This window comes from Lysinibacillus sp. FJAT-14745 (assembly GCF_001275675.1).
In the GTDB taxonomy this organism is placed as follows: domain Bacteria; phylum Bacillota; class Bacilli; order Bacillales_A; family Planococcaceae; genus Lysinibacillus.
On the sequence record NZ_LITM01000007.1, the window covers coordinates 60,541 to 84,208 of the forward strand.

General features: G+C 37.9%; 19 protein-coding genes and 1 riboswitch. Of the genes, 3 read left to right on the forward strand and 16 right to left on the reverse strand.

The features are described 5' to 3' along the window. Nucleotides 1-18: 18 nt before the first annotated feature. Nucleotides 19-798 carry a Fe-S cluster assembly ATPase SufC gene (sufC, locus tag AMS59_RS13300; protein ID WP_053484228.1) on the reverse strand — a complete coding sequence of 260 codons (780 nt, stop codon included), beginning with the start codon at nt 796-798 and terminating at the stop codon, nt 19-21. Between the two features lie 1,143 nt (nt 799-1,941). On the opposite strand from sufC, the gene AMS59_RS13305 reads away from it, so the two are divergent. Then, the gene (locus AMS59_RS13305; protein ID WP_053484229.1) at nt 1,942-2,844 is read left to right on the forward strand and encodes a LysR family transcriptional regulator; all 903 of its coding nucleotides are present in this window, start codon (nt 1,942-1,944) and stop codon (nt 2,842-2,844) included. Nucleotides 2,845-2,905: 61 nt separating this feature from the next. Beyond that, on the forward strand, nt 2,906-3,154 hold the full coding sequence (locus AMS59_RS25240) for a hypothetical protein (protein WP_156304657.1): 249 nt from the start codon (nt 2,906-2,908) through the stop codon (nt 3,152-3,154). Between the two features lie 194 nt (nt 3,155-3,348). On the opposite strand, the gene AMS59_RS13315 is transcribed toward AMS59_RS25240, so the two are convergent. The 15 genes from AMS59_RS13315 to AMS59_RS13385 form a co-directional block, all read right to left on the reverse strand. Then, nucleotides 3,349-4,512, reverse strand: a complete 1,164-nt coding sequence (locus AMS59_RS13315) for a dicarboxylate/amino acid:cation symporter (protein WP_053484231.1) — start codon at nt 4,510-4,512, stop codon at nt 3,349-3,351. Between the two features lie 637 nt (nt 4,513-5,149). Beyond that, nucleotides 5,150-8,326, reverse strand: coding sequence for a hypothetical protein (locus AMS59_RS13320; RefSeq protein ID WP_053484232.1), 3,177 nt, complete (start codon nt 8,324-8,326; stop codon nt 5,150-5,152). Then, nucleotides 8,323-9,747 (reverse strand): glycosyltransferase, encoded by a 1,425-nt coding sequence (locus AMS59_RS13325; protein WP_053484233.1) that lies wholly within the window; start codon nt 9,745-9,747, stop codon nt 8,323-8,325. The genes AMS59_RS13320 and AMS59_RS13325 overlap by 4 nt, the downstream gene beginning before the upstream one ends. Beyond that, nucleotides 9,744-10,790, reverse strand: coding sequence for a HEAT repeat domain-containing protein (locus AMS59_RS13330; protein ID WP_053484234.1), 1,047 nt, complete (start codon nt 10,788-10,790; stop codon nt 9,744-9,746). Before AMS59_RS13330 ends, AMS59_RS13325 begins: the two co-directional genes overlap by 4 nt. Then, nucleotides 10,787-11,671 carry a response regulator gene (locus AMS59_RS13335; protein ID WP_053484235.1) on the reverse strand — a complete coding sequence of 295 codons (885 nt, stop codon included), beginning with the start codon at nt 11,669-11,671 and terminating at the stop codon, nt 10,787-10,789. The genes AMS59_RS13330 and AMS59_RS13335 overlap by 4 nt, the downstream gene beginning before the upstream one ends. Nucleotides 11,672-11,962: 291 nt before the next feature. Beyond that, a complete protein-coding gene (locus AMS59_RS13340; RefSeq protein ID WP_053484236.1) occupies nt 11,963-12,811 on the reverse strand; it encodes a MetQ/NlpA family ABC transporter substrate-binding protein in 849 nt (282 codons plus the stop codon). 79 nt (nt 12,812-12,890) lie between these two features. Beyond that, nucleotides 12,891-13,559, reverse strand: a complete 669-nt coding sequence (locus AMS59_RS13345) for a methionine ABC transporter permease (protein WP_053484237.1) — start codon at nt 13,557-13,559, stop codon at nt 12,891-12,893. Continuing rightward, entirely contained in the window at nt 13,549-14,577 is a 1,029-nt protein-coding gene (locus AMS59_RS13350; protein ID WP_053484238.1) for a methionine ABC transporter ATP-binding protein, read from the reverse strand. Before AMS59_RS13350 ends, AMS59_RS13345 begins: the two co-directional genes overlap by 11 nt. Before the next feature lie 353 nt (nt 14,578-14,930). Next, nucleotides 14,931-15,035: riboswitch (SAM riboswitch) on the reverse strand. Between the two features lie 64 nt (nt 15,036-15,099). Continuing rightward, nucleotides 15,100-15,402 carry a thioredoxin family protein gene (locus AMS59_RS13355; protein ID WP_053484330.1) on the reverse strand — a complete coding sequence of 101 codons (303 nt, stop codon included), beginning with the start codon at nt 15,400-15,402 and terminating at the stop codon, nt 15,100-15,102. A 16-nt stretch (nt 15,403-15,418) separates the two neighbouring features. Continuing rightward, nucleotides 15,419-15,760 carry a toprim domain-containing protein gene (locus AMS59_RS13360; protein ID WP_053484239.1) on the reverse strand — a complete coding sequence of 114 codons (342 nt, stop codon included), beginning with the start codon at nt 15,758-15,760 and terminating at the stop codon, nt 15,419-15,421. A 185-nt stretch (nt 15,761-15,945) separates the two neighbouring features. Further along, the gene (gene gcvH / locus AMS59_RS13365) at nt 15,946-16,326 is read right to left on the reverse strand and encodes a glycine cleavage system protein GcvH (RefSeq protein WP_053484240.1); all 381 of its coding nucleotides are present in this window, start codon (nt 16,324-16,326) and stop codon (nt 15,946-15,948) included. Between the two features lie 81 nt (nt 16,327-16,407). Continuing rightward, entirely contained in the window at nt 16,408-16,764 is a 357-nt protein-coding gene (locus tag AMS59_RS13370; protein WP_053484241.1) for an arsenate reductase family protein, read from the reverse strand. Between the two features lie 634 nt (nt 16,765-17,398). Next, nucleotides 17,399-19,183 (reverse strand): acyl-CoA dehydrogenase family protein, encoded by a 1,785-nt coding sequence (locus tag AMS59_RS13375; protein WP_053484242.1) that lies wholly within the window; start codon nt 19,181-19,183, stop codon nt 17,399-17,401. A gap of 120 nt (nt 19,184-19,303) precedes the next feature. Continuing rightward, nucleotides 19,304-20,476 carry an acetyl-CoA C-acetyltransferase gene (locus tag AMS59_RS13380; RefSeq protein ID WP_053484243.1) on the reverse strand — a complete coding sequence of 391 codons (1,173 nt, stop codon included), beginning with the start codon at nt 20,474-20,476 and terminating at the stop codon, nt 19,304-19,306. 50 nt (nt 20,477-20,526) lie between these two features. After that, nucleotides 20,527-22,911 (reverse strand): 3-hydroxyacyl-CoA dehydrogenase/enoyl-CoA hydratase family protein, encoded by a 2,385-nt coding sequence (locus tag AMS59_RS13385; protein WP_053484244.1) that lies wholly within the window; start codon nt 22,909-22,911, stop codon nt 20,527-20,529. A gap of 364 nt (nt 22,912-23,275) precedes the next feature. Here AMS59_RS13385 and AMS59_RS13390 point away from each other — a divergent pair, with 364 nt between their 5' ends. Continuing rightward, nucleotides 23,276-23,620, forward strand: coding sequence for a thioredoxin family protein (locus AMS59_RS13390; RefSeq protein WP_369814329.1), 345 nt, complete (start codon nt 23,276-23,278; stop codon nt 23,618-23,620). Nucleotides 23,621-23,668 lie beyond the last annotated feature (48 nt).

Genomic DNA, 23,668 nt, shown 5'->3' on the forward strand with positions numbered 1-23,668 from the left:
GCTAGTTCGTCCTCCCTCTTATGCTTCTTGTTCTTCTGTTTCTTCTTCGATACCTAATTCTTTTTTAATCCAGTCATAGCCTTCTGCTTCTAAACGTTGTGCTAATTCTTCGCCACCTGATTTAACAACGCGACCTTGCATCATTACGTGTACATGGTCTGGTGTAATATAGTTAAGTAGACGTTGGTAGTGAGTGATCATTAAGCAGCCGAAGCCTTCTCCACGCATTGCATTGATTCCTTTTGAAACAACTTTAAGTGCGTCAATATCAAGACCAGAGTCAATTTCATCTAAAATTGCGAAAGTAGGTTTAATCATCATTAATTGAAGAATCTCGTTACGTTTTTTCTCACCGCCAGAGAAACCTTCATTTAAATAACGTTGTGCCATATCTTCGTGCATCTCAAGGAATTCCATGTTTTTATCTAATTCACGGATAAATTTCATTAATGAAATTTCATCGCCTTCTTCACGTCGTGCATTAATAGCTGAACGTAAGAAATCTGCATTTGTTACACCTGCGATTTCAGAAGGGTATTGCATTGCTAGGAATAAACCTGCCTGAGCACGCTCGTCCACTTCCATTTCAAGTACATTTTCGCCATCAAGTTCTACTGTACCAGAAGTTACTTCATATTTAGGGTGTCCCATAATTGCAGAAGCTAGTGTTGATTTACCAGTTCCGTTTGGTCCCATGATTGCATGAATTTCATTTGTATTAATTGTAAGGTTTACGCCTTTTAAAATCTCTTTCCCGTCGATTTCAACGTGAAGATCTTTAATAACTAAAATTGACATGAAAATACCTCCATAGTGTGTTCAGTGAATGGTGTTCCATTCCTTAATTATCATCATTCTAATCTTAACTGAAAATCGTTCTCTATGCAAACCATTTCAATTACTTTCATTTTTCTCTGAAACAATCCTTAAAAACAAAGAGTTTGTAAGCATTTTCAGATAATTGTTAATCGTTATTGACAATGAGAATCAACTTTCCTCATTTTCAATGAAATAAATCTAATTGAGAATGAATTTCATCTACCTACATAGTGGAAACCCCGCAGAAAGCGCCAATTGTAGCGGTTTTGTGACAGAAAGTATAAATAACAATACCAATACTATAACCTTTTTTATTAGAATAGAATCAAATAAAGGAAAGAAATATCAAGAGTACTAATTCGTAAAATTAAGACTTACCATCATAACGTGGGGTTAATTTCCGTTCCGGCTGGGCGCTTTGTTGTTGCTGTCGCTTCGCTTTCGCACAGATAAAACATTTGCTGCCGCTACGTTAGCACTACGCTTTCGCACAGAGCAAAGCTTCCTAGGGGCGTCCGATGAGCCGCTTCGCTGGTCTCGGGCCAACAGGATGTTGGTCACGAAGGCGTTATCACAGGACGTGATGGTTTTAGCCTTCGTTCCTCTATCGCTGATCCCCAAGGAGTCGCCCAGCCTCCACTCCAATCAACCTATATACACGACATTCGTTTTAACCAATGATATCTCAAACTTTCGATAATGAGTCAAAATAAATAATAAAAGATGACAGGCGTGTTGATTAGGAAAAAATAAGTTTATTATTGAGCGATAAAAGGATTTTTTCGTTACCACTTTGCCAATATATTTCCATTTTAACTGATTGTAGCGTAGGGCTACTCGACTCCCGCGGGAAAGCGAGACAGACGAGACCCTGCACGGAGCGAAGCGGAGGAAGCGGCTCGACGCTCGCCCGCAGGAAAGCGAGTAGCCCGTAGCGGAAATCAGCCTCTTTGAATGTATAAAAATGGTTAATCAACACACCTGAAAAGATGATGTAATTTTCTTTTAATCAATAAAGCTTGCTAGCTATCATTTGTTTAATTACAATCATTTTTCATCTTAAATAGTATATAATTGAGGTATAATCAATCGTATTTTTCGATTAATAGAGGTGAATATCTAGTGGAGTTACGTCAATTACGCTATTTTGTTGAAGTCGCTGAGCGGGAACACATTTCAGAAGCTGCCGAACATCTTCATGTTGCTCAATCTGCAATAAGCAGACAAATTGCTAATTTAGAAGATGAATTAGGCACACCACTTTTTGAACGTGTCGGACGAAATGTTAAATTGACACCAATTGGAAAAATATTTCTCGAGCACACAATTACTGCTTTAAAAGCCATTGATTTTGCCGCAAAGCAAGTTGAAGAATATTTAGATCCTGCTAAAGGTACGATAAAAATCGGTTTTCCAACGAGCTTGGCTAGCTATGTATTGCCAACTGTTATTTCAGCCTTTAAGCGGGAATATCCGGATTTGCAATTCCAGCTCCGTCAAGGCTCCTATCGTTTTTTAATTGATGCTGTGAAAAATCGGGAGTTAAATTTAGCTTTTTTAGGCCCTCTACCACCGCATGACGAATCGATCCATTCAACAATATTATTTACTGAAAATATCGCCGCATTACTGCCAGTAAAACATCCATTAGCCAAAAGGGAAAGTATTCAACTTGCTGATTTACGTAACGATTTATTTGTATTATTCCCAGATGGATACATATTACATAAAGTAGCTATGGATGCCTGTCGAGCAGCTGGCTTTTTGCCAAACGTCATCTCTGAAGGGGAAGACTTAGATGCACTAAAGGGTCTTGTCGCTGCAGGCATTGGGGTCAGCTTGTTACCAGAAAGCTCACTGTACGATTCAGCTGCCCGCTTCACCGTAAAGGTACCGATTACATCACCTACGATCCCAAGAACAGTCGGTATTATTTCACCTGTAAACCGTGAAATTGCACCATCAGAAAAAATATTTTTAGACTTCGTTACAAATTTCTTTTCACGTCTTTCTCAATTCCAATAAAAAAATCGCCATAGCTGGCGATTTTTTTTGGTTTAAGGTAGTGATTCTATTAGTCAAATTGGTGATTCTATTAGTCAAATTGGCGGTTCTATCCGTCGTTTTGGCGATTCTTTCCGTCGCTTTGATGTTTCATTCCGTCGCTTCGGCTATTCTTTCCGTCGCTCTGATTTCCATCCGTCACCTTGGCTATTCTTTCCGTCGCTTTGACGTTTCATTCCGTCGCTTTGATGTTTCTTTCCGTCACTTCGGCTCTTCTTTCCGTCGCTCTGATTTCCATCCGTCACCTTGGCTATTCTTTCCGTCGCTTTGACGTTTCATTCCGTCGCTTCGGCTCTTCTTTCCGTCGCTCTGATTTCCATCCGTCACATTGACGGTTCTATCCACGATTTTGGCTTCTCTATCCACGACTTTGGCGTTTCTATCCGCCACTTTGCCTGCTCTATCCACGATTTCGGAGGTTCTATCCACGACTTTACCTCTGTTCTACCCGTCACTCTGCTTTTCTTAATTCGTTTTTTTACTAAAACGATCGACAATCATAGATAATGCGCCATCTCCAGTTACATTTGTAGCTGTACCAAAGCTATCTTGCGCTAAGTACAGAGCTATCATTAGTGCAATCATTGTTTCGTCGAAGCCGAGCATTGTTTTTAGTAACCCAATTGCTGCCATAACTCCCCCTCCTGGGACACCTGGTGCAGCAACCATCGTAATACCTAGCATAAAAATAAAGCCTATATATTGTGCAAAGCCTATATCCATACCGTTCATCATCAAAACGCCTAAAGAACAAGTAACTAATGTAATCGTACTACCCGATAAATGAATCGTGGCAAACAGTGGAATTGTAAAATTCGTTACTTTTTCTGAAGCTCCCGTTTTTTGCGCTTGCCGCAATGTAACTGGAATAGCTGCTGCTGAGGATTGTGTGCCCAAAGCTGTAAAATATGCAGGTAGCATAATTCGAAGTAACATGAGTGGATTTTTCTTATTTAAAATTCCCGCAGCTGTATATTGCACTAGTAATATTACCCAATGCATCACAATTATTAGCACGAATACAATTGCGAAAACGGATAAGATTTTTGCTACTTGACCTCCAAATGTCATGTTCAAGAAGATACCGAAAATATGGAATGGTAAAAGTGGAATAATAATGACTGAAATTAATTTTTCGATGATTACATTAAACTCTTCAAAACCACGTTTCATAACATCACTTTGAATGGCTGTCATACCAATCCCTACGATAAACGCAAAAATTAATGCTGACATAACGCCCATTAATGGAGGCATTTCAACTTTAAAGAATGCTTGTGCTAAAAATTCCTCCGGGTTTTTCATGCTTTCCATAGCACCATTTGAAATGAAATTAGGCAACACATTGCGCGCGACAAAAAAGGCGAGTATACCTGCAATGATTGTTGAAAAATAGGCAAAAAATGTTGCCAAACCTAATAATTTTCCTGAGCCTTTTCCAAGCTGTGCAATGCCCGGAGCAATAAATGCAATAATAATAAGTGGTACAACAAAATTTAAAAAGTTACCGAATAAGCCATTAAATGTTGCAAATATACGTATAAATGGTTCTGGCATAAAGCTTCCGAGTATTACCGCTAATAAAATTGCGACAATAATTTTTGCCAATAGACCAAATTTAAGCTTCATTATATTGTCCTCCCTAAAAATACAACTGTCTTTTTCCGATGCAATATTAGTAATTTAACATAAACAGTTGAGAGAATATACAGTTTGTAAAATAGACGGAATTGCAAAACTCTTTTTCATTTTCTAACAAAAAACAAAAAAGCTTAGAATAGGCAAAATTCACCTATCCTAAGCTTCCATTTAACTTCTTTCAGCAAAAGTCTCCCACCTCTATAGGTGATGAGATGAATGCGGATTTAAGCTACTTTACAACGGTTGTCCAAACACCAGCTGAAATAGAGGAACTCAGTCTAAGAACGCCACGTCCTGTGGCAATTTATCTGTGCGAAAGCGAAGCGACAGCAACACACGACTGAGTAACCAACATCGGTGCTGCTGACGCTGCGTTAGCACTACGCTTTCGCGCAAAAAACATTTGTTGGCCCAAAGCCTCCGGCGGATGTCACAGAATCGGAAAGGAGTTCTTAGGGGATGTTAGCCTAAAACCATCGCATCCATGCGATAACGGTTAAATGACCTGCATCGGTAAAAGCGCCACGTCCTGTGGCATTACCGAAATGACCAACATCGTGTTGACCCTCACGCAGGCCTAAGCACAAAGCCGATTCCGGACGCATTTATGCCGAGGCATAATTGATTAATCTTTAAATAATTTTTGTAAAATATAATATGATTGTTTTAAACGCTCATCATATTTAGGAGTTTGCCATTTTTCCCAAGAATAAGCTGGAAGAGCAGGCAAGACATGGCCGTTTGTCTCTGGTAGAGATTTTACAACCTTGCCCTCTTTATCTACAAAGACAGCACCAATATAAATATTATCGACTTTAGTCGAACCTTCCTTTCCATCCTTATATAGATCTCCCATAAACTCACGCTGACTTGGATCTTTTGCTTGGATCAGTAGCCAAGGAATTCGTAGCTCAATAACATTATCATCTGTCCATGTATAGTCTACTAACGAATTATAATCTTTTGCTTTTGGGTTGGCATTCCCTTGAAGCAACTTCCCTGTTTCATAAGAACTAAAGTCGGTAGTAATGTTTTGCTCTGGTAAGAATAGCTGTTTATTTAACACATAGTTAATCGGTGCAAACTTACCGCTGTTTTTTGTAGGAACTGCCATACGAGGCGGAATCATATTTAAATTATGACCGTAAAAATAATCATAGAAATCATAGTATTCATCTATGACAACTCGAGAGTCTCCACTTTTATTTAATTCAACAATAAAATCTACACCATTTGAAAACGTCATATCTTTTAGTGATGTTGCCGAAGTGTTCCCTTGATTTGGTACTACATCAAGTAAAATACGAGGGGAAGCTTTTTCTAAAACATCACTTTTTAATTTGAAATACAAATATTTTTCATCATAATCGACAGCAAAATCTGTGGAAGCAGAAGGTGAGGTATTGTACATTTGTGTACCTTTCCACTCTTTCGTATCGCCATCTACTTTTACTTTAAATCTATCAAAGCTTAGTACGCCAAATTGTTGTTCGTTCGTTTGTGCATTGGACCAAAACGGTCGACGATTTGGATCATCATAATCCATCGTATTCCACGTTCGCTTAAACCACTCGTCTTGCCAAGTAAAGACAAGACCTCCTAGCAAACCTTCATGCATAATATCTTCATATAAATGTTGAAGTGTTTCACCCTGCTGCTGTTCGGACATATGCCCCTGATTCCAGCCGTAAACATTTTCATGTGTCATACCACGCGCTGCAGGAATGCCAAATTCCGCAATAAGAACAGGCATACGATGAGCTTGATGTAAGTCTTTTAAATAGCCTGCATAACTATTTTTATTGCCCCGGAAATCTTTATAATTTAAATACTTTTTGTCGAAGTTAAAGAAGTCAGGATAATATGGATACACATGGTATGAAGCGAATTGGCCTGGTGCCTGCATCTCACCTTTCGTATAGATGACATTTGGATTTACTCCTACCAAATCTTCATCTTCAGAAGGTTCAGATGGATGGTCTAGTAAATCAGTTGTTACCCAGTTTGTGAAACTCATTGGACGGATCCAATTGTATTTATCCTTCTCATAAACAGTAATAAGATCCATTTGCTCCGCTAACCAATGCTCAAATGGTGCAGCATTTTTCGTTTCAAAATACTTCCCATTGTATTCGCCTATATTAGCGTGCTTTTCGTTCGTACCGACAACCATATGCGGATACCATTCGATTCCAAGCACCCAGCCGATAACATATTTTGAAACGTCAACATCATATAATCCTGATGCATGCCCAGCTACTGGCTTCACATAAGTATTACCGTGGATAACATCTACCATGCGCTTCATTTCAAATTGGAAATCCTTTAAAGTAGCTTCATCATAGGCATCTAGTGAATCAGCCAAGCCTTCCTCATTAATCCATACACCATGCAATACATACAATGGTTTATCTGGATTTTCTTCATTGTATTTAGCAAGTGCCCGATAAAAACCTGGTGGATGTAATGTATATACACGAATCGTATTGGCATTCATCTCACCAATTTGACGGAACCATCGATAGTACTCTTCTTCCGTAATAGCAGCTTCGCCCGGGAATGCTCCCGGTTTTCCCATACCGATATTAACGCCCTTAAATACTATTGGCTCCCATTTTCCATCGCGTAAGACTTCAAATGACTCTCCTTGAATACGTGCATTATAATTTAATTTTTCATGATTAACGTTGTCATGAACCTCTTTTTGCTCAAACGTTTCAAAAATTTTATGCATAACTGGTATATAAATCGACCAGTAAAATGAACTATCGGCATACTTCTCAGCGTATTTATAAATAGTCGGTAATCCCTTTATTTTGTAAAGAGACGGTACCCGTGACATATCGTTAAAGTCTCCAGCAAAATAATAGCTTGTAGTGTAGCGTTTATCCTGTGAAACGATAGCCGCAAATTGCTGTGGAATATCGTTGTCATTTAATAGTTTTGCCCCATCTTTTGTTAAGTCCCATTGATAATTAGCGAGTGCATCCTCCGCATATTTAGGTGTGATAATATCAAACCAATAGCCATACTCTGCACTAGCTGAGGTATTAAAGAATTTTTTCCCTTTTTCAGTAAATTGCACCTGAATGCCTTCTGTTTTTACATGCTTGTCCATTTCTAGCACGATGAGCTTTTCTGTCATTTCATTAAATAGAAGAAAACCACCGCCCTTATATGGCCAATTATCACCATGTTCATCTATGACCCATTGTGGAATTTCTGAGTTTTTATGATAATCAAGCTCATCAAAATAACGCCCAATCCATCCAGACCATGAAATCCCTAAATAATCCTGTAACTCTTTTCTAACTGCCTCTGATGTAGGTGACGCAAATGTATTGTATTCAGCGATCAGCATACTTTTCTTGTTGCTTGCTAAACGGGATACTATAGACTGCCATTCATCCATTTCCAAGCCACCAACAATTTTTTCTGAGCGTTTACCTAAGCGCTTTTCTTCATTTAAATCATCTTTATAAACCCCATACGTATCTGCCAAATAAATAACATCATAATTACTATAGTCAGCCGGAAACTTTTTTTCTGACACTTTCTTCGTTTTATCATTCGGAAGCGTACCATAGTAATCTTTTTGTACATCATACGGTTGATCATCGATTGTGTATTTATAATGGTTTAAAAACCAATTCACACCTAAATGCTCTCGATAGGTTTCATTCGGAACCGTTTTATCTAGAATTGCAACGTTCAGCGGTTTTTCAGCGCTTAAATACCACCATGCTATAGGTGTGAGTATGAGAATTAGAATGGCTATAACCCCTATATATATTCGCTTCATACACTTTTCTCCTTTTCAGCGATGCCGACACGCTTCATATTACCCCAATCGCTTCTTCTTAGCACAAACCGAATCATTCCCTCACAGCGCCAAAAAAGAGTGAGTGGTCGATACCAAAAAATTTCAGTAAACGCTAAAAGTATCATGCGTAGTAGATCTCTCTTTCTCGGATAAGTATTCAAGATCCATGCCTCGAATAATATAGAGGCTATTGAAAAAATAACGCCATAAATGACAAAGAGTAGTAACAGCATGATGGCTACTTCATAATAGATTTTCCCTAAGAAAAATGCCACTACGATATAAATATAACCACCTAGTTCAACTATTGGTCCTAGGCACTCTACTAGCCAAAAATATGGCAATGAAAGGAACCCTATTAAGCCGTATTTAGGATTCAACGTCATCGTTTTATGCTTCCAAAGGCTTTCAAATAACCCTTGATGCCAACGTCTACGTTGGTTTCGCAAAACTCCTAATGTCTGAGGTGCTTCAGTCCAACACACAGGATCTGGAACAAATTCAATACGTTTCTTTTCTTTTTTCTTTCTTACCAAACGGTGAATATTCACGACAAGCTCCATGTCTTCGCCAATAATATTCGTGGAATAACCACCCGCTTCCACAGCCCATTCCTTCGAAAACACACTAAATGCTCCCGAAATAATAAGTACAAGATTGAATTTACTTAAAGCTATTCGCCCCATTAAAAAGGCTCGCGAATATTCTATTATTTGCATAATAACTAAGGAGTTATTTGGTAAATGCGTTTCCGTAACAGAACCAAGATGCATTTTCGCTCCATTGGCAATTCGGATATTTCCTCCTGCCGCAATCACTTCACCATCCGATAAAATAATCGGCTTCATCACACGAAGCAATGATTTTTCATCTAAGATTGAATCCCCATCGATAGAGCAAAAATAAGGATATTGCGAAACATTAATACCTACATTTAATGCATCTGCCTTCCCACCATTTTCTTTATCTACTAAAATACAATTCTTATAGATTTCAGATTCATAAATTTGTTTAACTTGTTTTGTAGGGATATTTGTACGAACAATTTTATCAACGGGCTTCATTCGGAAATGCTCAATTACGGTTTGTAGCGTAGAGTCAGTAGAACCGTCGTTAATAATGATAATTTCCGTTTGCGGATATCGTAAATTCAACAATGAATAGACTGTGTCTACAACTCCAATCTCTTCATTGTAAGCAGGGACTAATAAGGATACTGGTTTTGAGTAGAAGGCATCTATATGCGCATCATCATACTCTGAGGGATCTAATTTATAGCGTTTTCGCATAACTAGCATGGCAATGACAAACATTGTGCAATATGAAACAATAACGAATAACATATAGAACAGAATAATGCCGCCAAAGAACCACATACAATAATCTAAAAATACTTTCATTTGTTCCCCTGCTTTCTGACTACTGTTTCCTGTGCCATTTCAATTGCATATTGGTCGTTTGAGGACTCCATAAATTGCTGTAATTTTGCAATTCCTTCTTTATTTTCTGCAATTGTTTTAGCTGCCTGTGAGCGTACCCACCAATTTTCATCTTGAAGAAGCTGTTCTAAATAAGCATAGGTATAGTTTAGTGGCACATGCTTAAAGATTTTTGCAACCATTAATCTTACTTCCCACATATCTGATGTCACAAATGGAACATAAGGATCTATTTCATCTATTACACCAATTTCATAAAGACCCTTTAATGCTCTTATATTTATTTCTGGAATCTCATGGATTAATAGCTGTTTTAGCTTATCAATATACTGCATATTTCTTTTTACAGCCGCAGTATCAATTACAGCAAATTGGATATTTTTCGTCCAACTATCAAAGTCTTCAAATAATCGAATAAATACGTCATCCTCTAACAATACAAATAATCTTCTATATTCGCTTTCAGAATAATGAACGCTCGATTCTTTAATTTTTCCGATAAACAATTCTGGTTGAAAGAGAGAGTATATTTTTAACAGCTGAAAATATTCTTCTTCCGAAATTTTGGTTTTCTCGAATTGTTGACAAGTATCTAATAAATCCTCTATCTGCAAATCAGCAATACGATATAAAGCATTCATCCTAATGCTCCAACGTTTACTTGCTAAATCCTTTTCATAAAACTGTTTTAAATAGAGATTAGAAAACTCTTTGATTTTATGTTCAACTTTGTCATTCATGATATTTTTCAAATAAGATGAAAAGATTATTTCTACAGCTGCTACTTGAGCTCTTTGGCGGGGTACAAGCACTATAGAGAAAATTTCATCATTGATTAAATAGTTGTACCAATGCTGTGAATAGTTTTGTAAAAAAGTATCACGCATTTCTGCAAAACGAATCTCCCGTTGACGCTGAAAAAGTAGATATATCGTAAATATAAATAGAACTACTAATAAAACAACGATGACCGTTAAAAGAAAAGAAAGCGACAGCTTGATCATAGCCAAAACCTCGCAAAAGTTCGCTTAATTTTTGCTTCTAACAAACGTAAATTAAATGGTTTTACGATATATTCATCGACGCCACCTTCATAAGCATTCAGTGTCGCCCCTTCAGAGTTTCGTTCTGACATCATATAAATGATGAATTTTTTCTCATTCGGCATTTCTCGCAAAATGTGCAAAATTTCTAAGCCATTTTTACGTGGTAAAATATCGTTCATCACAACTAAATGCATATGACCTGTTTTATAACTATCGGACTGTAAAAAACTATAGCCATCTTCATATGTAGCCACGTCTAAAGTAAAATGAGGAATGTCTAAGTGATTGAGCGTTGTTTCTAGCACTTTTCTAAAAATTGCATTTTGTTCAATAATGCTTACCTTTACTTGCTCAGTTGGTTGTTCACTATAATCTGTAATCTGTTCTATTGACCAAGTCGGCTGTTCGCTATTTGCTAGTTTTTGTTTATTTTTTTCTAACAAAGTTTCAAAGTTAACGCTATTATTTCTTATTTCAGTAATGGAGGCTTTTAACGCGATTTGTCTAAATTCCCTTTCTTGCTTTAGAATTGCAAAAATCCGTTTTAAAAACGCCTTTACCTCTACTTCACTACTTTGCAGAAAAAATATTCCCCAATGCACGCCATCTGCTAATTGGAAAAGTAAATCTGTTTTTCGTATTTTTGATTTTAGAAAAGCTGAAATTTGATGATTCACATGATGACGTTCTATATCAGTTCCTTGTGAGGAATTAGCTAATTTAAAAAAGACTGCTGTCATTGTTAAACGCGAGCGAATAACACTCTCACGCAAAATCTCAAAATAACCCTTCACCTCATGCTCCTGCATGAGGTCTTCTGCAATGATTAATTTATTCATTAGTATTCACTCCAGTGGATGTAAGAAGTATTTCATTCTCCCTCATTATTTTTCTATCATTCTCTTGATTTATATACACAACAACTATAGTAATAAAGATGACTTAACAATTTCTATACAAAATTTATGGTAATTCGATTACTTTTAAAATATTATTATATTTTTGTAGTAAACTACAGAATAAAAACTCTTTTGATGAAAAAAAGTATTTTTCTGAAAAAAGCTTTTTTAGGGCAAGAAAAAAGGGAACATAAGCTTTCATACTTACATTCCCTTTTTGATAAATTTTAATTATTTAACTGGTACAACTGAGCCTTTCCATTCTTTAAGAATGAAGTCTTGGATTTCTTTAGATTTTAATACTTCTACTAATTTTTTAATTTCTGGTTTTGTTTCATCACCAGCACGTACAGCGATAATGTTTACATACGGAGATTCTTTATCTTCAAGAGAAATTGCATCTTTCAATGGATTTAGTCCGTTGTCGATTGCAAAGTTCGAGTTAATTAGAACCGCATCACCTTCATTATTTTCATACATTTGTACAAGCATTTCAGGCGCTGTATTTGCATCGAATTTTAAGTTTTTAGGATTTTCTTTAACATCTTTAAGTTCAGCAGATGTTTTATCTACTCCATCCTTAAGTTTAATTAAGCCCTTAGCTTCTAATAATGAAAGCATACGCCCGTGATCTGCAACAGAGTTAGAAAGTAAAATTGTTGCACCATTTGGTAAATCCTCAAGAGATTTATATTTTTTAGAATAGATACCGATTGGTTCAATATGAATACCACCAGCGTTTACAAAATCATAACCCTTTTCTTTAATTTCTTTCTCTAAATAAGGGATGTGTTGGAAATAGTTTGCATCAAGGTCGCCAGATTCTAAATGTTGGTTTGGTAATACATAATCTTGATATTTTTCAATTTTAAGATCGATACCTTCTTTAGCTAAAATTGGTTTTGCTTTTTCCAGAATAACCGCATGAGGTGTATTCGAAGCACCTACTGTTAACGTTACTTTTTCTTTACTATCACTAGATGATGAACCTGAGCTTGTATCTTCTTTTTTACCAGCACCACAAGCGGCTAAAGCCAGTACTAATACTGATAAAAATAATCCTGCTAATAACTTCTTCATTTTATTACTCTCCCTTTTTTCTTAATATGTTAGCGGTATAAAACCGAGATAACCTCTTAGATGTAGCGAAATGTTCTTTTTAGCGTTTATCTGTTTTGATTGTAATCATGTCGCCAATAAATTGGATAATAAATACAACTATTAAGATTAATATAGTCGCCATTAATGTTACATCTGTGCGATTACGTTGGAAGCCATCTAAGAATGCTAAGTTTCCTAGACCGCCTGCACCGATAATACCTGCCATCGCAGTATAGCCAACAAGTGCTACGGCAGTAACTGTAATGCCTGAAATAAGTGCTGGTAACGATTCCGGAATTAATACTTTCCAAATAATCGTTGACGTTTTGGCACCCATTGAACGCGCTGCTTCAATAACTCCTTTATCAATTTCACGTAAAGCAATTAATACCATTCGTGCATAGAATGGTGCAGCTCCAATAATTAGTGCTGGTAAAGCCGCATCTGCGCCACGAATTGTGCCAAGTAAAAATTTCGTAAATGGAATTAACAAGATTATCAAAACGATAAATGGAATCGAACGGAAGATGTTAACGATTGAGCCTGTTAAAAAGTTCACAATTTTATTGGCCCATAGTTGGTTGGGACTTGATAAAAACAATAAGATTCCAATCACTAATCCAAGTATAAATGTGATAACCGTAGAAATTGTTGTCATGTACAATGTTTCATACGTAGCGTCCCACATTTTTTCCCAGTCGACATTCGGAAAAAGACTAGTTAGCATTTGCAATCACCTCCGTTTGTACTTCGACTGTATTTAAGTAACTAAGTGCAGCAGCAACATTGGCCTCTAAGCCATCAATTTGCACAATAAGTGTACCGTACGCGCCATTTTTCGTTTGCGAAATATTACCATGTACAATACTTACTTCTACATCAAACTGTTTCACAAAATGTGAAATGACAGGCTGCTCTGTTTTTTCTCCTACAAAGATTAGCTTAACAAGTTGTCCATTAGGATAATTTGCTTTAATTTGTGCCACGGTTTCCTGTGTTTCCTTCGTATCTGTAATTTGAGAAACGAATTTTTTCGTAATGGCTGCTTGTGGTGCTTGGAATACTTGTAATACTTCACCACGTTCCACAATTTCTCCAGCTTCCATAACCGCTACACGATGACAAATTTTGCGAATAACGTGCATTTCATGTGTGATTAACACAATCGTTAGACCTAATCGTTCGTTAATATCGACAAGGAGATCAAGGATAGCATCTGTTGTCTCCGGATCGAGTGCGGATGTTGCTTCATCACATAACAATACCTCTGGATTATTAGCAAGCGCACGAGCGATACCTACACGTTGCTTTTGTCCCCCTGATAGTTGTGATGGATATGCTTTTTCGCGCCCTTCTAAACCAACTAAAGTAATCAATTCTTTCACACGTGCTTCACGTTTTACCTTTGGAACACCTGCGATTTCTAATGGAAAGGCGATATTTTCTGCAACAGTTCTAGACCACAGTAAATTGAAATGTTGGAAAATCATACTGACCTTTTGTCTAGCATCTCTGAGCTTTTGCCCCTTTATGGATGAAAATTCCTGATTGTTAACCGTCACCGTACCAGATGTAGGCTTTTCTAAACCGTTTAACAAGCGAATCATTGTACTTTTACCAGCGCCACTGTATCCGATAATGCCAAAAATTTCACCTTTATTAATAGAAAGGTTGACTTCTTTAACTGCAGTTAATTCGCCACTCGCTGTTTTGTATTTCTTCGTAATATTTTGAATATTGATCATAGCGAATTCTCCTTTTCTCATATCAATTATGCCGAGGCATAATTGCGCCCTGAATCGGCTTTGTGCTTAGGCCTGCACGAGGGCCAACACGATGTCGGTCATTTCGGTAATGCCACAGGACGTGGCGTTATTACCGAAGGCTAACACGATGTTGGTCATTTCGGTAATGCCACAGGACGTGGCGCTTTTACCGATGCAGGTCAGTTAGCCGTTATCTCATGGATGCAATGATTTTAGGCTAACATCCTTTAAGCACTCCTTTCCGATTCCGTGACACCCGCTGAAAGAAGTTAAAAAACCCCTTCACTCATAGATAAGTAGAAGGGGTCACGTAACTTATACGTTAAACCGTTCTCTCATCTTTCAAAGATAAATCTTTGAGTGATTTGGCACCTTTTCACGATTGTGATGGTTGCCGGGCTTCATAGGGCACTTCCCTCCGCCGCTCTTTATAAGAGTTCGATATATTTATTGTTTTTTTAATATATTTGTTACTTTACCACGCGATTAAAATTCAGTCAATTAATTTTTTAATAATTCGTATAAATATGGTACGGATTGAAAGGCATAAACCTTTTCTGTCACTTCTCCGCCTTCACATACGAGTAAACATGGTACACTTTCGATTTTATGAGCATAAGCTATTTGCTCTATAAAATTAATATTCGCTTTACCGACCTGTAGCTGTGGCAGCAATTGCTCAACAACCGTCATCATTTTCGATGCAACTGCACACGTTCCACACATAGGCGTATATAAATAAAAGGCAGCCTTTTCACCTGACTGGACAACCGCGTCCCACTGCTCTTTTGACCATTCTTCCATCATTTTTCACGCAACCTTACAAAATATATTCATTATGGATTGAGAAGTGTGCACGAAGCAATATCGCTGCTAACACCTTCTTTGGAGTTGTCTCAACTTCCTTATATGTTGGCATTGTACGTAAATGCTCAGCCTCTGGATAATGTCTGTCCATTAATGCTCGTAGTTTATCACCCGATGTATCTGCATCAAAAAACGTATAAAGCTCACAACCCTCGTATGGATCAAGTAGCTCTTCTAATTGATGCACACCAATTGTACCATTCGTACAAAGTATTTTAACATCTTCATTTAAAATAGGTTCAATTTGAAGCTTATCCGATCGACCTTCAACAATTAAGCATTTTCCCTCGACCATCACGCCACCCCCAATTAGACATATCCTTTATGCTCATTATATCCATTACACTCTGTCGATGATCATATAAGACACCCATTGATAAGGGACTACAACTGCATTCCTCTCCCCAACTATAGTGGTGGAAGGAATAAAGATAATAAAAAACGCCGGTGATTTCCGACGTTTTATTATTAGGGCTTGTCTTATTCAGCAATCATTTCATCGTATTGCTCAGCTGTCATAAGCTTTTCAATTTCTGATACATCAGCTGGCTCTACAACGATCATCCATGCTTTTTCATATGGTGATTCATTAACGAATTCTGGGCTATCTTCTAAATCTGCATTTACTTCAACTACTGTACCTGAGATTGGTGCGTATAATTCAGAAACTGTTTTTACAGATTCTACGCTACCGAATGGATCATCAGTTTTGATTTCGTCGCCAACTTGTGGAAGCTCAACGAAAACGATATCTCCAAGTTCAGATTGTGCGAAATGAGAAATACCGATACGTACTTTACCATCTTCCAATTTTACCCATTCATGCTCTTCAGAGTAACGTAAGTCTTTAGGTGTGCTCATGCAAAAAACCCCTCCATAAATATGTAATATATTCATTTTCAGTGTGCCATACTTCTTCCATAAAAACAAGATTAAAAGCTGTTATTTCCAAGCTTGCTCAAAATCTGATTCTTTAAACCCTAAAGTAACTTTTTTTCCATCGGTTACAATCGGACGTTTAATCAACATACCATCTGATGCAAGCAATTCAAGCTGCTCTTCTTCAGTCATTTCAGCAAGTTTATCCTTCAAGCCCAGCTCTCGATATTTCATACCAGAAGTATTAAAAAATTTCTTTAACGGTTGTCCACTAGCTTGCCATATGTTTGATAATTCGTCCTTTGTAGGCGCTTGTTCGACAATGTGTACCTCTTCGTATGAAACCTTATTGTCATTTAGCCATTTTTGAGCTTTTTTACAAGTAGTACATTTTGGATAATGAATAAATTGAATCGTCATTTATAGGCTCCTCTACTATCATTATTAGGACACTATATTTTCAGTGTCTCCCTCATTTTCTGTAGTATACCATCTTAACCGTTACGAGCCAAAATGAAACTCTTCATGCTAAAGTGTAGGCTTTCCTGTGGGCGAGCGTCGAGCCGCTTCCACGGGAGTCGAGTAGCCTTCCACTCCAATCAGCAATAGTGTAGAACTTTTATAAAATTTATGCATTTCGTTGTTGCTATCGCTTCAATTTCGCACAGATGAAACCCTTTGTTATAAAACGACATGTCAGAGGATACACGCTATGTATTAGTTGATTGGAGTGAGATTCACACACCGTTTTTGTATGAATCCTTTTTTGCTCTTTAGAAGGTAGATGTCGATAAAATTTAGAAGTTGGGTGATAAAACGTAAAAGTTAGTAGATAAAATTCAAAAGTTAGTAGATAAAACGTGAAAGTTAGTTGATAAAATTCAAAAGTTGGGCGATAAAACTAAAAAGTTGGATGACATTTTGTTAAAACCTATGTCATGCGCCCAGTCGGAACGGAAATCAACCACTCGCTTTGCCGAAGAGCCTTACTTTTATTTGCAACAAAAAACCTAGCTATCACATCTATGCGGATAGCTAGGTTAGGTCTGTTACATTAAACTACATATTTATCTGCTTCAATTAATTTAACAGAAGCTTCGCGTTTCTTCGCGATTAAGTTGTATGGGTTGTTGCGAGTTAATTTACGTAGTGCAGACAATGTCATGCGTGCAGCATCGCCGTCTGCTGAAGCAAGAATTGTATCTTTTGCTTCTTTTTCAATTTCTGCAAATGCTTCTTGGCAGAAGATTTGAGTGTATAGTAATTTTTGATGAGCTTTTTCAGCACCGTCACGAGCAATCGCTTTTTCTGTACGCAATACAGCTGATTCCATAGCGAATAGTTGGTTTGCGATATTTGCAATATTCACCAATACTTCTTGCTCTTGATCAAGCTTCGCGCCGTAGCGTTGTGCTGCTAAACCTGCTGCTAATACAGCAATTTTCTTCGCATTTTTCACAAGATATTTTTCCTGTGCTAGCGGCTCTGTGCCTACATCTTCAGGCATTAACATCAGTAGCTCCTGTTGTAAGTTTTGAGCGACTTGTAGTAATGGCAATTCACCTTTTAATGCTTTCTTCATAAATGTACCTGGTACAATCATGCGGTTAATTTCATTAGTACCTTCAAAAATACGATTAATACGAGAATCACGATAAATACGCTCTACTTCGTATTCAGCCATAAAGCCGTAACCACCGTGTAATTGAACCGCTTCATCTGCAATGTAATCTAAAGTCTCAGAACCAAATACTTTAGCAATAGAACATTCAATAGCATACTCAGCAATGGCACCAGCAATCACTTTCCCTTGCTTTTGCTCTTCTGGGCTTAGCTGACTTAAACGGTCTTCAAATAAACCTACTGTACGATAGTTTAATGACTCAGACGCATATAATTGTGAAGCCATTGTCGATAATTTTTCTTTTGTTAAATTGAAATCAGACAGCTTCGTTTTAAATTGCTGACGTTGGTTTGTATATTGAATAGCAAGCTCTAATGCGCGCTTCGAGCCACCAATTGTTCCAACCCCTAATTTATAGCGACCGATATTTAAAATATTAAAGGCGATAACGTGTCCGCGTCCTACTTCACCTAAAAGGTTTTCAACAGGCACTTCTGCATCTTCAAGTATTAATGTACGTGTCGATGAAGATTTGATCCCCATTTTTTTCTCTTCTGCGCCAACTGAAACGCCATTGAAGGCACGTTCTACGATAAATGCTGAGAATTTATCGCCATCGATTTTTGCATAGACAACAAATACATCTGCAAAGCCTGCATTTGTAATCCATTGCTTTTCACCATTTAAAATATAATGTGTCCCTGCATCATTCAATTTTGCAGTTGTTTTAGCACCTAATGCATCAGAACCTGAACCTGGCTCAGTTAATGCGTAAGCAGCAATTAATTCACCTGACGCAAGCTTTGGTAAATACTTTTGCTTTTGCTCTTCATTTCCGAAAAGTACGATTGGTAAAGAACCAATACCTACGTGTGCACCATGCGTAATAGAGAAGCCGCCAGCAACTGCCATTTTTTCTGCGATTAATGCAGAAGAAACTTTGTCTAACCCTAGACCTTCATATTCTTCAGGTACATCTGCGCTTAGTAAGCCGAGCTCACCTGCACTTTTTAGTAGACGAACCGAATGCTCAAATTCATGGTGTTCCAAGTTTTCAACGACTGGTAACACTTCATTTGCTACATACTCTTCAGTAGTTTTAGCAATCATTTTATGCTCATCTGTGAAATCTTCTGGTGTAAAGACACGATCTAATTCCACATCTTCAATAATAAATCCGCCGCCTTTAATGAAATCCGTTGTTTTTTCTGTCATTCTAAATTCCTCCCTATATATCTATTTTTAATAGTATTTATCCCCAATATATAGAAAAGCCTGAAGCACCGTGTTCGGAGGCAACCGAAAACGCAGCACTCCAAGCTGATCTAGCAAAAATTATAGAATTTCAAATACTCCTGCAGCACCCATTCCGCCGCCAATACACATTGTCACGACACCATATTTCTTACCTTGACGCTTCAATTCATGAATAAGCTTTAATGTTAAAATGGCTCCAGTTGCACCAAGTGGGTGACCTACGGCAATTGCTCCACCATTGACATTTACTTTGTTTTGGTCGATGCCTAAATGACGTACGACTTGTAAGGATTGTGACGCAAATGCTTCATTAATTTCCCATAAATCAATGTCATCAATTGCTAGCCCTGCAATTTCAAGTGCTTTAGGTACTGCCACGATTGGTCCAATACCCATCACCTCAGGAGGTACACCACCAACTGCAAAGCCTAAAAACTTCGCCATTGGTGTAAGCCCTTGCTTTTCTGCTTCCTCACGATCCATCACAAGTACTGTTGCTGCACCATCAGAAGTTTGAGAGGCATTACCAGCTGTAACACTACCCTTTACATGGAAAGCTGGACGGAGCTTCGCTAAACCTTCTACAGATGTACCTGGACGTACACCTTCATCCATGCTAAACGTGAACTTTTTCACTTGTGGTTTGTTGTTATCGTCTACATAATGTTGCTCCACTTCGATTGGTACGATTTCATCATTGAATTTACCTTCTTTAATCGCTTTTTCCGCAAGCTCATGTGAACGCACAGCAAATGCATCCTGATCTTCTCTACTTACATTGTATTGACGTGCCACTTCCTCAGCTGTATGCCCCATCCCCATATAATATTGAGGAGCAGTTTCTGCTAGCGTTGGATTTAAGCGAGGTGTATTACCTACCATTGGCACCATACTCATAGACTCGACCCCACCAGCAAGAATTGCCTTAGAATGTCCTAGCATAATACGCTCTGCTGCAAAAGCAATTGCCTGTAAACCTGATGAACAGAATCTATTAATTGTCACCGCTGGTGTTGTATCTGGTAACCCAGCAAGCGCTCCTATATTACGCGCGACGTTCATGCCCTGCTCAGCTTCAGGCATTGCACATCCTAAAATTAAATCGTCAATCGGACCTTCATAGCCCGCTCTTTTTAATGTTTCTTTGACAACAACTGCTCCAAAATCATCTGGTCTAACTGTTGCTAAAGAACCCTTCTTCGCTTTTCCAATCGGAGTTCGTGCTCCTGCTACAATAACGGCTTCACGCATCGTATTAATCCCCCTTTGTTTCATGTGCAAGTATGGTCACAGTCTTGAAATTAGTTACGCAGTGGTTTTCCCTTTAAAAGCATGTGCTGCATTCTTTGTTGAGACAACGGATCTGCAACTAAGCTTAGGAACGCCTCACGCTCAAGGTTTAATAGGTACTGTTCATCTACTAATGTGCCATATGGAACTTTACCACCAGCAATGACATACGCTAATTTTTTAGCGATTTTTAAATCGTGTTCACTAATATAGCCTGATTCAAACATTCCTTGCGCACCGATGAGTAGCGTACCGTAGCCTGATGCACCGACTACAGGAACTTTCGCAGGTACAGGTGCTTGATAGCCTGCCTCATAAAGCGCTAGTGCAGCTTGTTTTGCATCATATAGTTGGTGATCTGGGTTAACAGAAATCCCATCAGCAAAGTTTAAGAAGTTATTTTCACGTGCTTCTTCGCCAGATGTCGAAACTTTTGCCATCGCAACTGTTTCAAATACTTTATTAGCGATATGTTGATAGTCTACCTCAACGCCATTTGGTAGCCCTTTAAGGAATTTTTGATATAGTGCCTTATTACCGCCGCCTCCAGGAATTAATCCTACGCCGACTTCTACTAAGCCCATATACGTTTCCATCGTTGCTTGAATATGTGCAGCTGGTAAGCAAACCTCTGATCCTCCACCAAGTGTCATAGCAAAAGGCGCTGCCACAACAGGCTTACGCGAGTATTTAATTTTTTGCATTGCATCTTGGAATGCTTTAATTACGAAATCTAGCTCAAAAATATTATCATCCTGTGCTTCTACTAAAATCATTCCTAGATTCGCACCAACACAGAAGTTTTTCCCTTGGTTACCGATGACTAAGCCTTTATAATTAGCTTCTACTTCATCGACTGCAAAGTTAATCATTTGAATAATGTCTAAGCCAATTGCATTTGATTGGGAATGGAATTCAAGTAATGCAATTCCGTCACCTAAATCTATTAAGCTAGCACCAGTATTTGATTTAATAACACCGTGCTTTTTCTTATAGCGTTTTAAGTTAATTTCCTTTTCATTAACTGGCACTTTTACATATTCAGAGCCATTATAATACGCTAAGTCGCCGTCAATTTCCGAATAGAAAGTGTCAAAGCCGCTTGCTAACATATCTTTGACAAATGCCGGCACCTCACGACCCTCAGCTTCCATTTTAGCTACAGACCCTTTGACGCCAATTGCATCCCATATTTCAAATGGCCCTTGCTGCCAGCCGAAGCCCCATTTCATTGCATTGTCGATGGCAACAATATCATCCGCAATTTCACCGTGTAGCTGTGCAGAGTAAATTAGGGTCGGAGCGAAGATACTCCATAATAACTCTCCAGTTCGATCTTTAGCATATGTTAGTGCTTTTACTTTATTTGCTAATCCACGAGTTTGTTTTGCCATTTCAATAGAAGGTGTTTTTAATTTTTTCGCTGGGCTATATTCCAGTGTGTTTGGATCAATTTCAAGGATCTCTTTACCTTGCTTTAAGAAGAAACCTTGACCTGATTTTGCTCCTAGCCAGCCGTTTGTGACCATTTTCTGTAGGAATTCTGGTACTGCAAATACTTGCTGCTCTTCACCAGTTGTTTGATCATAAACGTTTTTCGCTACATGGATAAATGTATCTAAACCAACAACATCCAACGTTCGGAAGGTTGCCGATTTTGGACGACCGATTAGTGGACCAGTTACAGAATCCACCTCACCAACTGAATAGCTACCCTTCAGCATTTCTTGTAAAGTAATTAGTAAACCGTACGTTCCGATACGGTTGGCAATGAAGTTCGGTGTATCCTTCGCAAGTACGACACCTTTTCCGAGCACATCTTCGCCAAATGTTTTCATAAAGCTTACAACCTCTGGCGCCGTTGTATTTGCCGGAATGACTTCGAGTAATTTCAAATAGCGTGGCGGGTTGAAAAAATGAGTTCCTAGGAAATGCTTTTTAAAATCTTCTGAACGACCTTCTGCCATTGCATCGATACTTATGCCAGATGTATTTGAACTAATAATTGTGCCAGGCTTACGAACAGCATCAATTTTTTCATATAGGCTTTGTTTAATCGTTAAATTTTCAACGACAACTTCAATTATCCAATCTACATCTTTTAATTTATCTAAATCGTCCTCAAAGTTACCAACCGTTAGTAGTGATAAATTTTTCTTAGAAGTAAGTGGTGCTGGCTTTTGCTTTAATAACTTTTGAAGAGCTCCGTTGACGATACGGTTTCTTACAGCAGAATGCTCTAAGGAAAGCCCCTTCGCTTCTTCCTCTTTTGTTAGTTCCTTCGGCGCAATGTCTAATAATAATGTTGGAATACCGATGTTTGCTAAATGTGCCGCAATTCCAGAGCCCATTACCCCAGATCCTAGAACAGCTGCTTTTTTAATGTTGTAAGTCACAAGCAATTCCCCCTTATTCTCCCATTGAATGAATAGCCATTCATTTTTTGACCAAAAAAATATCAAGTTTGCCTTAGTGTATTTTTGTCCAGATAATTGTAAGCGTAATCTGTGACATACAACTGAGGCTTATCTTCGTTCAGCTACCATTATGATTCAGAGGTAAATATCTTCTGCTGAATAAAGATAAAACTACTTTTTCTGTTTTTAGTGTAGATTATTTTGTTTAATTTAGCAATCATTTTCCTCCAATTATTTTTGCAATATACAACTTTTTTTGTTTTTTGCGAGCGAAAACAAGACAATAAGTAGATATCGTTTATTCCAAACAGAAAACTTTCAGGTTGCGAGAAAAATGTGTAGAATGAAAAGCAAGGAGAGTGAAATACTAATGAAAACAATTACAACTGCTGAACAATTTAATGAACTGATCTCTGGTGATCAAAAAGTACTAGTGAAATTTTACGCTGGATGGTGCCCAGATTGCACACGTATGAATATGTTCATCGATCCAATTATCGAAGAGTACAACCAATATGACTGGTATGAACTTAATCGCGATGAGCTTCCAGAAATTGCGGACAAATATGATGTAATGGGTATTCCAAGCCTACTAATTTTCCAAAACGGTGAAAAATTAGCACACTTACATAGTGCTAATGCTAAATCACCTCAGCAAGTAACAGATTTCTTATCTGCACAACAATAATGGAAAAACGAGCTGCATTTCTTTTTGAAATGCGGCTCTTTTTAGAAA